Source organism: Bacillus sp. FSL R5-0576, from assembly GCF_038004765.1.
Taxonomy (GTDB): Bacteria; Bacillota; Bacilli; order Bacillales; family Bacillaceae; genus Bacillus; species Bacillus subtilis.
The window spans coordinates 2,895,951-2,908,200 of record NZ_JBBORU010000001.1; the positions used below are offsets into that span (position 1 = coordinate 2,895,951).

6 protein-coding genes, 22 tRNA genes, 3 rRNA genes and 1 riboswitch are annotated in these 12,250 nt (G+C 48.2%); of the genes, 2 read left to right on the top strand and 29 right to left on the bottom strand.

Translation table 11 applies throughout. From position 1 onward, the window contains the following. Positions 1 to 182: 182 nt before the first annotated feature. The 25 genes from NX903_RS14865 to NX903_RS14985 all read right to left on the bottom strand — a co-directional run bounded on the left by NX903_RS14865 (position 183) and on the right by NX903_RS14985 (position 7,026). Positions 183 to 254, bottom strand: a tRNA-Glu gene (locus NX903_RS14865). Positions 255 to 279: 25 nt separating this feature from the next. Continuing rightward, a tRNA-Ser gene (locus NX903_RS14870) sits at positions 280 to 370 on the bottom strand. A 3-nt stretch (positions 371 to 373) separates the two neighbouring features. After that, positions 374 to 448 (bottom strand) — tRNA-Asn (locus NX903_RS14875). A gap of 10 nt (positions 449 to 458) precedes the next feature. Continuing rightward, a tRNA-Ile gene (locus NX903_RS14880) sits at positions 459 to 535 on the bottom strand. Between the two features lie 15 nt (positions 536 to 550). Further along, positions 551 to 624: transfer RNA gene (locus NX903_RS14885), tRNA-Gly, on the bottom strand. Positions 625 to 634: 10 nt separating this feature from the next. Beyond that, positions 635 to 708: transfer RNA gene (locus NX903_RS14890), tRNA-Gly, on the bottom strand. Positions 709 to 718: 10 nt separating this feature from the next. Further along, a tRNA-His gene (locus NX903_RS14895) sits at positions 719 to 794 on the bottom strand. Positions 795 to 811: 17 nt separating this feature from the next. Continuing rightward, positions 812 to 887: transfer RNA gene (locus tag NX903_RS14900), tRNA-Phe, on the bottom strand. Positions 888 to 899: 12 nt separating this feature from the next. Continuing rightward, positions 900 to 976 (bottom strand) — tRNA-Asp (locus tag NX903_RS14905). A gap of 11 nt (positions 977 to 987) precedes the next feature. Further along, positions 988 to 1,064 (bottom strand) — tRNA-Met (locus tag NX903_RS14910). 17 nt (positions 1,065 to 1,081) lie between these two features. Then, positions 1,082 to 1,174, bottom strand: a tRNA-Ser gene (locus NX903_RS14915). A 6-nt stretch (positions 1,175 to 1,180) separates the two neighbouring features. After that, positions 1,181 to 1,257: transfer RNA gene (locus NX903_RS14920), tRNA-Ile, on the bottom strand. Positions 1,258 to 1,259: 2 nt separating this feature from the next. Continuing rightward, positions 1,260 to 1,336: transfer RNA gene (locus NX903_RS14925), tRNA-Met, on the bottom strand. Between the two features lie 20 nt (positions 1,337 to 1,356). After that, positions 1,357 to 1,429 (bottom strand) — tRNA-Ala (locus NX903_RS14930). A 5-nt stretch (positions 1,430 to 1,434) separates the two neighbouring features. Further along, a tRNA-Pro gene (locus NX903_RS14935) sits at positions 1,435 to 1,511 on the bottom strand. Positions 1,512 to 1,526: 15 nt separating this feature from the next. Continuing rightward, positions 1,527 to 1,603, bottom strand: a tRNA-Arg gene (locus NX903_RS14940). A 9-nt stretch (positions 1,604 to 1,612) separates the two neighbouring features. Next, positions 1,613 to 1,698: transfer RNA gene (locus NX903_RS14945), tRNA-Leu, on the bottom strand. Positions 1,699 to 1,712: 14 nt separating this feature from the next. Beyond that, positions 1,713 to 1,787, bottom strand: a tRNA-Gly gene (locus NX903_RS14950). 5 nt (positions 1,788 to 1,792) lie between these two features. Further along, positions 1,793 to 1,879, bottom strand: a tRNA-Leu gene (locus tag NX903_RS14955). Between the two features lie 10 nt (positions 1,880 to 1,889). Continuing rightward, positions 1,890 to 1,965 (bottom strand) — tRNA-Lys (locus tag NX903_RS14960). Between the two features lie 37 nt (positions 1,966 to 2,002). Then, positions 2,003 to 2,078, bottom strand: a tRNA-Thr gene (locus tag NX903_RS14965). A 32-nt stretch (positions 2,079 to 2,110) separates the two neighbouring features. After that, positions 2,111 to 2,186: transfer RNA gene (locus tag NX903_RS14970), tRNA-Val, on the bottom strand. 22 nt (positions 2,187 to 2,208) lie between these two features. Next, positions 2,209 to 2,324: ribosomal RNA gene (gene rrf, locus NX903_RS14975) — 5S ribosomal RNA — on the bottom strand. Between the two features lie 54 nt (positions 2,325 to 2,378). Then, positions 2,379 to 5,306 (bottom strand): 23S ribosomal RNA (locus NX903_RS14980). A 170-nt stretch (positions 5,307 to 5,476) separates the two neighbouring features. Next, positions 5,477 to 7,026, bottom strand: a 16S ribosomal RNA gene (locus NX903_RS14985). The 16S, 23S and 5S rRNA genes sit together here with 22 tRNA genes alongside, the layout of an rRNA operon. Before the next feature lie 465 nt (positions 7,027 to 7,491). Further along, a riboswitch (TPP riboswitch) is annotated at positions 7,492 to 7,593 on the top strand. Positions 7,594 to 7,692: 99 nt separating this feature from the next. Between NX903_RS14985 and thiT the strand changes: the two genes are divergently transcribed. Continuing rightward, positions 7,693 to 8,271: an energy-coupled thiamine transporter ThiT gene (gene thiT, locus NX903_RS14990; protein ID WP_015714590.1), complete on the top strand. Its 579-nt coding sequence runs from the start codon at positions 7,693 to 7,695 to the stop codon at positions 8,269 to 8,271. A 41-nt stretch (positions 8,272 to 8,312) separates the two neighbouring features. Here thiT and NX903_RS14995 read toward each other — a convergent pair whose 3' ends face one another. From NX903_RS14995 to NX903_RS15005, 3 genes are read right to left on the bottom strand one after another with little or no spacing between them, the layout of a single operon-like run. Continuing rightward, entirely contained in the window at positions 8,313 to 8,834 is a 522-nt protein-coding gene (locus NX903_RS14995) for a GNAT family N-acetyltransferase (protein ID WP_015714591.1), read from the bottom strand. Positions 8,835 to 8,851: 17 nt separating this feature from the next. Beyond that, positions 8,852 to 10,381 (bottom strand): flotillin lipid rafts scaffold protein FloT, encoded by a 1,530-nt coding sequence (floT, locus tag NX903_RS15000; protein WP_014477772.1) that lies wholly within the window; start codon positions 10,379 to 10,381, stop codon positions 8,852 to 8,854. 20 nt (positions 10,382 to 10,401) lie between these two features. Then, positions 10,402 to 10,926, bottom strand: coding sequence for an NfeD family protein (locus tag NX903_RS15005; protein WP_026113746.1), 525 nt, complete (start codon positions 10,924 to 10,926; stop codon positions 10,402 to 10,404). Positions 10,927 to 11,093: 167 nt separating this feature from the next. On the opposite strand from NX903_RS15005, the gene NX903_RS15010 reads away from it, so the two are divergent. Beyond that, positions 11,094 to 11,582 (top strand): DinB family protein, encoded by a 489-nt coding sequence (locus NX903_RS15010; RefSeq protein WP_003242867.1) that lies wholly within the window; start codon positions 11,094 to 11,096, stop codon positions 11,580 to 11,582. A gap of 5 nt (positions 11,583 to 11,587) precedes the next feature. Here NX903_RS15010 and NX903_RS15015 read toward each other — a convergent pair whose 3' ends face one another. Continuing rightward, on the bottom strand, positions 11,588 to 12,166 hold the full coding sequence (locus tag NX903_RS15015; protein ID WP_017697649.1) for an MOSC domain-containing protein: 579 nt from the start codon (positions 12,164 to 12,166) through the stop codon (positions 11,588 to 11,590). Between the last annotated feature and the right edge of the window lie 84 nt (positions 12,167 to 12,250).

Sequence of the window (12,250 nt, forward strand, 5' to 3'; positions counted from 1 at the left end):
AGAAATAAAAAAAAGCCCTTTCCTGAAAGCGCTTATACTTATAGACAATTAACTTCATTTTCTGAAGAAAAACGAAATATATGGAGATTTTTGTAGTCTGTTTTTAAAATAAAGAACAAAATCTAAGACATATCATGATTTAGAAAACAAAAAAACCTTGCAGGATATGCAAGGCTTCTGGATGACCCGTACGGGATTCGAACCCGTGTTACCGCCGTGAAAGGGCGGTGTCTTAACCGCTTGACCAACGGGCCGATAATTATGATATCTGTAATCATATGGCGGAGAAGGAGGGATTTGAACCCTCGCGCCGCTTACACGACCTACACCCTTAGCAGGGGCGCCTCTTCAGCCACTTGAGTACTTCTCCATTTGGCTCCACAGGCAGGATTCGAACCTGCGACCGATCGGTTAACAGCCGATAGCTCTACCACTGAGCTACTGTGGAACAAAAGTCATGGTGGGCCTGAATGGACTCGAACCATCGACCTCACGCTTATCAGGCGTGCGCTCTAACCAGCTGAGCTACAGGCCCATGACGATATAGAAATGGAGCGGGTGATGGGAATCGAACCCACGACATCAGCTTGGAAGGCTGAGGTTTTACCACTAAACTACACCCGCAATTTTTATTTGGGGCGATTGATGGGAATCGAACCCACGACATCAGCTTGGAAGGCTGAGGTTTTACCACTAAACTACACCCGCAATTTTTATTTGGGGCGATTGATGGGAATCGAACCCACGAATGCCAGAGCCACAATCTGGTGCGTTAACCACTTCGCCACAACCGCCAAAATATATTGATAAATGGTGGCTCGGGACGGAATCGAACCGCCGACACACGGATTTTCAGTCCGTTGCTCTACCAACTGAGCTACCGAGCCTAAGTATTTAAATGGCGGTCCGGACGGGACTCGAACCCGCGACCTCCTGCGTGACAGGCAGGCATTCTAACCAACTGAACTACCGGACCATTTTAAAATTTGGTTGCGGGGGCAGGATTTGAACCTGCGACCTTCGGGTTATGAGCCCGACGAGCTACCGAACTGCTCCACCCCGCGATGATTAGGAATATGTATGGCGGAGGAAGAGGGATTCGAACCCCCGCGGGCTTTGACACCCCTGTCGGTTTTCAAGACCGATCCCTTCAGCCAGACTTGGGTATTCCTCCGTATAGTGGTGGACCTTGTAGGACTCGAACCTACGACCGGACGGTTATGAGCCGTCTGCTCTAACCAACTGAGCTAAAGGTCCATTGGTAGCGGCGGAGGGGATCGAACCCCCGACCTCACGGGTATGAACCGTACGCTCTAGCCAGCTGAGCTACACCGCCAAATATTTTTTGAAATCAAGTGGAGCCTAGCGGGATCGAACCGCTGACCTCCTGCGTGCAAAGCAGGCGCTCTCCCAGCTGAGCTAAGGCCCCAAGAATGGTCGGGAAGACAGGATTCGAACCTGCGACCCCATGGTCCCAAACCATGTGCTCTACCAAGCTGAGCTACTTCCCGATTTCATATAGATCATGGCGCGCCCGAGAGGAGTCGAACCCCTAACCTTTTGATCCGTAGTCAAACGCTCTATCCAATTGAGCTACGGGCGCAAAACTTAATGCCGAGGGCCGGACTTGAACCGGCACGGTAGTCACCTACCGCAGGATTTTAAGTCCTGTGTGTCTGCCAATTCCACCACCCCGGCGTGGATGGTATAGTTGGAGCGGAAGACGGGATTCGAACCCGCGACCCCCACCTTGGCAAGGTGGTGTTCTACCACTGAACTACTTCCGCAGAAATGGTGCGGATGAAGGGACTTGAACCCCCACGTCTGTAAAGACACTAGAGCCTGATTCTAGCGCGTCTGCCAATTCCGCCACATCCGCAACATGTAAATGGTGAGCCATGAAGGACTCGAACCTTCGACCCTCTGATTAAAAGTCAGATGCTCTACCAACTGAGCTAATGGCTCTTCTTACAAGAGACTTGAATATTATATCATATAAAAGTGGTGCCGGCAAGAGGACTTGAACCCCCAACCTACTGATTACAAGTCAGTTGCTCTACCAATTGAGCTACACCGGCATATATGTAAAACCGATATGTATAATGAAAAATGGTGGAGGATGACGGGCTCGAACCGCCGACCCTCTGCTTGTAAGGCAGATGCTCTCCCAGCTGAGCTAATCCTCCATACTTGCACTAACGTGCAATTGCTTGGCGGCGTCCTACTCTCACAGGGGGAAACCCCCGACTACCATCGGCGCTGAAGAGCTTAACTTCCGTGTTCGGTATGGGAACGGGTGTGACCTCTTCGCTATCGCCACCAAACAAATTGAGAGTGTTCTCTCAAAACTAGATAACAGGTGTGACATCATTCAAAATGTGGTTAAGTCCTCGATCGATTAGTATCTGTCAGCTCCATGTGTCGCCACACTTCCACCTCAGACCTATCAACCTGATCATCTTTCAGGGATCTTACTTCCTTGCGGAATGGGAAATCTCATCTTGAGGGGGGCTTCATGCTTAGATGCTTTCAGCACTTATCCCGTCCGCACATAGCTACCCAGCGATGCCCTTGGCAGAACAACTGGTACACCAGCGGTGCGTCCATCCCGGTCCTCTCGTACTAAGGACAGCTCCTCTCAAATTTCCTGCGCCCGCGACGGATAGGGACCGAACTGTCTCACGACGTTCTGAACCCAGCTCGCGTACCGCTTTAATGGGCGAACAGCCCAACCCTTGGGACCGACTACAGCCCCAGGATGCGATGAGCCGACATCGAGGTGCCAAACCTCCCCGTCGATGTGGACTCTTGGGGGAGATAAGCCTGTTATCCCCGGGGTAGCTTTTATCCGTTGAGCGATGGCCCTTCCATGCGGAACCACCGGATCACTAAGCCCGACTTTCGTCCCTGCTCGACTTGTAGGTCTCGCAGTCAAGCTCCCTTGTGCCTTTACACTCTGCGAATGATTTCCAACCATTCTGAGGGAACCTTTGGGCGCCTCCGTTACCTTTTAGGAGGCGACCGCCCCAGTCAAACTGCCCACCTGACACTGTCTCCCCGCCCGATAAGGGCGGCGGGTTAGAAGGTCAATACAGCCAGGGTAGTATCCCACCGATGCCTCCACCGAAGCTAGCGCTCCGGTTTCCAAGGCTCCTACCTATCCTGTACAAGCTGTACCAACATTCAATATCAGGCTGCAGTAAAGCTCCACGGGGTCTTTCCGTCCTGTCGCGGGTAACCTGCATCTTCACAGGTACTATAATTTCACCGAGTCTCTCGTTGAGACAGTGCCCAGATCGTTGCGCCTTTCGTGCGGGTCGGAACTTACCCGACAAGGAATTTCGCTACCTTAGGACCGTTATAGTTACGGCCGCCGTTTACTGGGGCTTCAATTCGCACCTTCGCTTACGCTAAGCGCTCCTCTTAACCTTCCAGCACCGGGCAGGCGTCAGCCCCTATACTTCGCCTTACGGCTTCGCAGAGACCTGTGTTTTTGCTAAACAGTCGCCTGGGCCTATTCACTGCGGCTCTCTCGGGCTTGCACCCTAACAGAGCACCCCTTCTCCCGAAGTTACGGGGTCATTTTGCCGAGTTCCTTAACGAGAGTTCTCTCGATCACCTTAGGATTCTCTCCTCGCCTACCTGTGTCGGTTTGCGGTACGGGCACCTCTCACCTCGCTAGAGGCTTTTCTTGGCAGTGTGGAATCAGGAACTTCGCTACTATATTTCGCTCGCCATCACAGCTCAGCCTTATGGGAAACGGATTTGCCTATTTCCCAGCCTAACTGCTTGGACGCGGATATCCAATACCGCGCTTACCCTATCCTCCTGCGTCCCCCCATTGCTCAAATGGTGAGGAGGTGGTACAGGAATATCAACCTGTTGTCCATCGCCTACGCCTTTCGGCCTCGGCTTAGGTCCCGACTAACCCTGAGCGGACGAGCCTTCCTCAGGAAACCTTAGGCATTCGGTGGAGGGGATTCTCACCCCTCTTTCGCTACTCATACCGGCATTCTCACTTCTAAGCGCTCCACCAGTCCTTCCGGTCTGGCTTCACAGCCCTTAGAACGCTCTCCTACCACTGTTCGAAGAACAGTCCGCAGCTTCGGTGATACGTTTAGCCCCGGTACATTTTCGGCGCAGAGTCACTCGACCAGTGAGCTATTACGCACTCTTTAAATGGTGGCTGCTTCTAAGCCAACATCCTGGTTGTCTAAGCAACTCCACATCCTTTTCCACTTAACGTATACTTTGGGACCTTAGCTGGCGGTCTGGGCTGTTTCCCTTTCGACTACGGATCTTATCACTCGCAGTCTGACTCCCAAGGATAAGTCATTGGCATTCGGAGTTTGACTGAATTCGGTAACCCGGTAGGGGCCCCTAGTCCAATCAGTGCTCTACCTCCAAGACTCTTACCTTGAGGCTAGCCCTAAAGCTATTTCGGAGAGAACCAGCTATCTCCAGGTTCGATTGGCATTTCACCCCTACCCACACCTCATCCCCGCACTTTTCAACGTGCGTGGGTTCGGGCCTCCATTCAGTGTTACCTGAACTTCACCCTGGACATGGGTAGATCACCTGGTTTCGGGTCTACGACCACGTACTCATGCGCCCTATTCAGACTCGCTTTCGCTGCGGCTCCGCATCTTCTGCTTAACCTTGCACGGGATCGTAACTCGCCGGTTCATTCTACAAAAGGCACGCCATCACCCGTTAACGGGCTCTGACTACTTGTAGGCACACGGTTTCAGGATCTCTTTCACTCCCCTTCCGGGGTGCTTTTCACCTTTCCCTCACGGTACTGGTTCACTATCGGTCACTAGGGAGTATTTAGCCTTGGGAGATGGTCCTCCCGGATTCCGACGGAATTTCACGTGTTCCGCCGTACTCAGGATCCACTCAGGAGAGAACGAAGTTTTGACTACAGGGCTGTTACCTCCTATGGCGGGCCTTTCCAGACCTCTTCATCTACCTCGTTCCTTTGTAACTCCGTAAAGAGTGTCCTACAACCCCAAGAGGCAAGCCTCTTGGTTTGGGCTAATCCCGTTTCGCTCGCCGCTACTCAGGGAATCGCATTTGCTTTCTCTTCCTCCGGGTACTTAGATGTTTCAGTTCCCCGGGTCTGCCTTCTCATATCCTATGAATTCAGATATGGATACCACTCCATTACGAGTGGTGGGTTTCCCCATTCGGAAATCTCCGGATCAAAGCTTGCTTACAGCTCCCCGAAGCATATCGGTGTTCGTCCCGTCCTTCATCGGCTCCTAGTGCCAAGGCATCCACCGTGCGCCCTTTCTAACTTAACCGTTAAAAAGAATCACTATGTGATATCTTGTATTACTAATTGAATGTGATGTCTACTGTTATCTAGTTTTCAAAGAACACGTTTCGAAGGAATGATCCTTCAAAACTAAACAAGACAGGGAACGTTCTGTTTATAAGACCCAAGGTCTTATATTCCGTATAATATCCTTAGAAAGGAGGTGATCCAGCCGCACCTTCCGATACGGCTACCTTGTTACGACTTCACCCCAATCATCTGTCCCACCTTCGGCGGCTGGCTCCTAAAAGGTTACCTCACCGACTTCGGGTGTTACAAACTCTCGTGGTGTGACGGGCGGTGTGTACAAGGCCCGGGAACGTATTCACCGCGGCATGCTGATCCGCGATTACTAGCGATTCCAGCTTCACGCAGTCGAGTTGCAGACTGCGATCCGAACTGAGAACAGATTTGTGGGATTGGCTTAACCTCGCGGTTTCGCTGCCCTTTGTTCTGTCCATTGTAGCACGTGTGTAGCCCAGGTCATAAGGGGCATGATGATTTGACGTCATCCCCACCTTCCTCCGGTTTGTCACCGGCAGTCACCTTAGAGTGCCCAACTGAATGCTGGCAACTAAGATCAAGGGTTGCGCTCGTTGCGGGACTTAACCCAACATCTCACGACACGAGCTGACGACAACCATGCACCACCTGTCACTCTGCCCCCGAAGGGGACGTCCTATCTCTAGGATTGTCAGAGGATGTCAAGACCTGGTAAGGTTCTTCGCGTTGCTTCGAATTAAACCACATGCTCCACCGCTTGTGCGGGCCCCCGTCAATTCCTTTGAGTTTCAGTCTTGCGACCGTACTCCCCAGGCGGAGTGCTTAATGCGTTAGCTGCAGCACTAAGGGGCGGAAACCCCCTAACACTTAGCACTCATCGTTTACGGCGTGGACTACCAGGGTATCTAATCCTGTTCGCTCCCCACGCTTTCGCTCCTCAGCGTCAGTTACAGACCAGAGAGTCGCCTTCGCCACTGGTGTTCCTCCACATCTCTACGCATTTCACCGCTACACGTGGAATTCCACTCTCCTCTTCTGCACTCAAGTTCCCCAGTTTCCAATGACCCTCCCCGGTTGAGCCGGGGGCTTTCACATCAGACTTAAGAAACCGCCTGCGAGCCCTTTACGCCCAATAATTCCGGACAACGCTTGCCACCTACGTATTACCGCGGCTGCTGGCACGTAGTTAGCCGTGGCTTTCTGGTTAGGTACCGTCAAGGTACCGCCCTATTCGAACGGTACTTGTTCTTCCCTAACAACAGAGCTTTACGATCCGAAAACCTTCATCACTCACGCGGCGTTGCTCCGTCAGACTTTCGTCCATTGCGGAAGATTCCCTACTGCTGCCTCCCGTAGGAGTCTGGGCCGTGTCTCAGTCCCAGTGTGGCCGATCACCCTCTCAGGTCGGCTACGCATCGTTGCCTTGGTGAGCCGTTACCTCACCAACTAGCTAATGCGCCGCGGGTCCATCTGTAAGTGGTAGCCGAAGCCACCTTTTATGTTTGAACCATGCGGTTCAAACAACCATCCGGTATTAGCCCCGGTTTCCCGGAGTTATCCCAGTCTTACAGGCAGGTTACCCACGTGTTACTCACCCGTCCGCCGCTAACATCAGGGAGCAAGCTCCCATCTGTCCGCTCGACTTGCATGTATTAGGCACGCCGCCAGCGTTCGTCCTGAGCCAGGATCAAACTCTCCGATAAATGGATCACAGGTTAAGTTCACCGCATCCTGCGGCGACACCTGTGTGACCTGCGTCGTGCAGGCCCTAGTTTGACTGACTACGCACATCGCTGTGCGATTTTTTAAAACTGAATTAACAGGTACGTTTTGTCTTGTTTAGTTTTCAAAGATCATTTCGTTACTTCTCAATGAAGCAGCTTTACTAATATAACATTCAGCTTCTTTTTTGTCAATAACTTTTTCAAGTTGTTTTGAAGCATCTAGTTTGTGTCCGCTGTGCATCAGCGACGTTTAATAATATAACACCTGTATTTATTTATTGCAATAGTTTTTTTAAAAAAATCTATAAAACAAATAAACTATAATCCTCGCCATGATTTCTAAAGCGTGTGTATCATATAACTTTCTTAAAAGAACATATACATCAGTCATGTGATCTTGTTGTTTTTTTCGTTTTCTTGTATAGTAGAAACGAACTAAATACTGATGACCACAAGGGGAGCATTAAAGCTGAGAGTGAGCGGTTTCGTTCTGACCCTTTGAACCTGTTAGTTAACGCTGGCGTAGGGATGTGGCAAAGTCAAATGAATTGCAGATCGTAAAGCAGTGCGTGGAACTTTTCTCATCCTTCCGCGTGCTGCTTTTTTGTTGTCCTTTTGGTTGTCTGTCAATGGAAGGAGATAGATATGAATCAATCTAAGCAACTGGTTCGCCTTATTGAAATTGCCATTATGACAGCGGCAGCCGTTATTTTAGACATTGTCTCAGGAATGTTTCTTAGCATGCCTCAAGGAGGCTCGGTCTCCATCATGATGATTCCGATCTTTTTAATTTCGTTTCGCTGGGGTGTCAAAGCAGGTCTTACTACAGGTTTGTTGACAGGTCTAGTACAAATAGCAATCGGAAACTTGTTTGCTCAACATCCTGTACAGCTATTGTTAGATTACATTGTCGCTTTCGCAGCAATCGGCATAAGCGGCTGTTTCGCTTCTTCTGTCCGTAATGCTGCTGTATCAAAAACAAAAGGGAAATTGATTGTTTCAGTGGTAAGCGCAGTTTTTATCGGCAGTTTGCTGCGCTATGCCGCGCATGTCATTTCAGGAGCTGTGTTTTTCGGCAGCTTTGCTCCAAAAGGAACACCGGTATGGATTTATTCTTTAACTTATAATGCGACTTACATGGTTCCTTCATTCATTATTTGTGCAATTGTCCTATGTTTATTATTTATGACAGCACCCCGTTTGCTTAAAAGTGACAAAGCGTAAAAATAACAATCCCCCAGCGAATTCCGCTGGGGGATTTTTCGTTATCTGTTAAGAAGTGTTTTTAAAGCTGAAAGATCCGGCCAGCCAAGACCTACTTCTTTCAGCCTTACTCCGGCAATTTCAAAGTTGTCCTCCGCTACTCTTTCAGGTGAATAGGCCTGATAAAATATAATCGAGGGATTCTGCTCAATAACCCAAACAAACATACTTGAAAAACCATGTTGAAGCAAAAACTCCGCTCCTTTTGCTAAGAGCGCCCTGCCTGCACCTTGCCGCTGGCGCTCTTCCAGAAGATAAATAGCGTATAACTCGCCGTCATAGCCTTCTTGTTCAGAGCGAATAGGTCCAAATGAAGCAAAGCCGAATACTGAACCCATTTCGTCCTGAGCAACAAATACTCCCTTTAACGAGCGACTTTTCCATTTGTCTTCAAATTCCTTATAGTTCAGGCTGTTTAAATAATCAATCGGGATAGTTTCGTGGTATGTTGTCCTCCAGCTGTCTACATGCACTTTTGCAATGCCCTTTATATCCTCTAACTTCGCTTCACGTACAGTTACCATACGGTTCTGTCCTTTCCTTACTCTGATTTTTGGACCGTTTTGGCTTCTTTGATTTCATTTGTTAATTCATTGATGCTTTGTTTTACGTTTCCTTTTCCTGAAAAGTTCTCAAGCATTTCTTTTACATCGATTCCCGAGGATGCTTTTAAACTTTCTTGCAGACTTGACATTAAGTTCGTCGCATAGCTGGTTACTTTGTTTGCTCCGCTTGATTCACCGCTTCCTCCTGTATCGACAACAGTGATTTTATCAATATTTGAAAGAGGTGCCGCTGCTTGTTTCGCGTATTCCGGAAGCATTTTGACAATCATATCGAAAATCGCCGCCTGCCCGTACTGTTCAAAGGCAGCCGCAATTTTCTCTTTTGCTTCCGCTTCTGCAAGACCTTTCAGGCGGATAACCTCTGCCTCTGTCTCTCCTTTCGCTTTTTCTGCTTCTGCTTTTGCTAGCCCGTCAATTCTTACTTTTTCCGCCTCAGCCTTTGCCATTGCTTCAATACTGTACTTCTTGGCATCGGCTTCCGCGAGCTGTTTGGCTTTCTCAGCTGCTGCGGACTGCTCAACAGAATAACGGTCTGCATCGGCTTTTTTCTTTACCTCTGAGTCGTATTGACGTTCACGGCGAAGAATTTCTTTTTCTTCTAGCTCTATTTGTTTTTGGCGTTCGATAATTTTAACCTGCATTTCCTGCTCTGTGACTTGCTGGCGCGCTCTGGCAGTCTCTAAATCATATGCCTGATCGGCATTCGCTTTTGCCGTATCTTGTTCTCTGCGGAATTCAGCCATCTTGAGCTGATTGATTTTTTCAGCTTCAGCGATTTCCGTCGCCCGTTCAAGTTCTGATTTTTTTGCGTCTTTATCGGCTTCTGCCCGCTTAATTCGGGTTTCTTTATCAGCCTCTGCTGTTGCGATATCAGCATCGCGTTTTACTTGGGCAATTCTCGGTTTCCCTAATGATTCAAGATAACCGTTTTTATCACGAACATCTTTAATGGTAAACGAGACGATTACAAGCCCCATTTTCGCGAGATCCTGTGAAGCGACACGCTGCACCTCTTGAGAGAATTTTTCTCTGTTTTTATAGATTTCTTCTACTGTCATTGAGCCGAGAATGGAACGAAGGTGGCCTTCTAAAACCTCCCGCGCTTCCTGCTCACGGTCGTCTTTTGATTTCCCTAAAAATTGTTCGGCCGCTGTAGCGATTTCTCCTATAGAACCGCCGATTTTAATAATCGCAGTTCCATCGGCCATTACTGGCACTCCTTGTTCTGTATAGACTTCAGGTGTCGAAACATCGAGTTTGCTTGATAATAAGCTTAGCGGCTCTGCCTGCTGGAAGACGGGAAGGACAAAGGTTCCTCCGCCGCGGACGATTTTAATACGGTTGCCGCCTTCATCGACATGAACATTTTTATTGCCCAGATAGCTCCCTGTTACAATTAACGCTTCATCAGGCCCTGCTGTACGATACTTCGTAATAAACACAGCTATTAGTGCAATTAATAAAAAGAATACAACTCCGATGATCATTATAATCGGCATTGTCATATCAAATTCCTCCTTTTATGTTAAATGGGTTCATGCGGAGTAACCGAAAGAACTCCGTTGTTAATATCTACGACTAACACCGTTGTCCCGTAACTGATCTGCTGATTATCAAAACTGACCGCTGACTTTGAAATGGTGCCGCCTATCCCTTCTATGACCACTTCACCAAACCCGTCAACCGGAACAGCTGTAATCACTTTACCGAGTCTTCCTCTGAGATCATCTTCTCTATATGCCAATGATTCTTCTGCAGATGATAATGGTACCAGTACAAAGATGTGAAGCAATACCACCAGCATGATTGAAAGGATGCAAGATAAAAGCGCAATCAGCAAGCTCGACAGAGGCAATACGAGTTCACCTATATATCCGCCCGCTGAAAAACATGTGAAAAATGAGAGCACTAATGTCGGATTAAGAAACGGAATGCCTTCTGGCAGCCCTGCAAATACATCTCCGAAAAACAGGAATAACAGCGTAAGGCTGCCCGCAATAATAAGCGTATAAAGATACATTGTTTGTATAGGTACTCCAAATAACTCCAACTTCCTCATCCTTTCTTCATCAATGCATTGATGAACGGCTGCCGTTATCATTTATACGAGACACCACAGGAAAAGTTTCAAAATTTTAAGACAAATAACCCATTTGAAGTGCTTTATAAATGATAATTGCTTATATATATGGTAATGTCATTTTAGGAGGAGATATGATGAGTATCTTTAATGAAGCCAGATTAGAAACGTGGAACGAATTGAAAGGACTTTCTGACGAAAAGCTGAACCAAAAGCCTTCTGCTGAAGAATGGAGCATACGGGAAGTTCTTGACCATTTGAAAAAAATCGATATGACCGCACAAAAAATGTTGAAGGAACGTGTAAAGGACGCTCCGATTAAAGAAATTGAAGAAAAACCGCTTGAGGTAGCACAGGACAGAAATAATAAACGGAAAGCCCCGAGTCATCTTGAGCCTGCGCATGATTTTATTTCAGGCAGCCAAATGAAACGTGAGCTTGATGTGGTAAGAGAGCAGCTGACTGCTGCGATTGCCTCTCTGAAAGAAGAAGATTTTGAAAGAGTGCTTCCGCATCCTGTGTTTCAAGAGCTGACTGTCAGACAGTGGATCGATTTTATCGGCCATCATGAAAAACGGCACCTCAGCCAAATGAAAGAAATTAAAGAAAAGATAGAAAGGGCCTGATTTGATCAGACCCTTTCTGCTTTTCGTTTAACTTTTCGCTGATAGGAATGAACTTCTATTTCATCACCTGTGTAAACAGCACCTGGTCTCTCCACAATACAGACAATCCCTCTAATGCCCAGTGCGTGGCGGACGAAAGCCGGCGCCAGCTTCGGTTGGTCCGGATAATAAGACTGAATGACTTCTCCCGGCTGGATACACGGATCATTTTCGCCCTCACACAGCAGAGCCGCTCCGCTCGGAAAAATAATCCGGCTTCCTTCTTTTAATGAAGTAAGATTTGGCATACCACTGACTGCCACATTCGCCCCGAGCCATTCCGGCAAAATCCTTGGCACTCCCATTTTTAAAGCGATTTCGTTGCATTCCTCTATTGAAACAATTGAAATTTGTCTGCGGTTGAAAATTTCAGTCCCTCTTGAAAACATTGGTTCTCTGGCTCCCGCTTTTTTGGTCAGGCCAAAATGCAAGTCGCCGGGGATGCCGCCATAATCAAAATCAAGCTTGTCCATTTGCTTTGTTACGAAGCTATCTGTATCTGCGATATATAAGCCTTCCGCTTTTGCAGTCATACGCTTCCACATCAGCTGGCACCTTCCTTCTTATCTAAAATTTCCACCTATGCTTCATTATCCCAAAAAATCCCGCTCTGTAAAGGAGCGGGATTT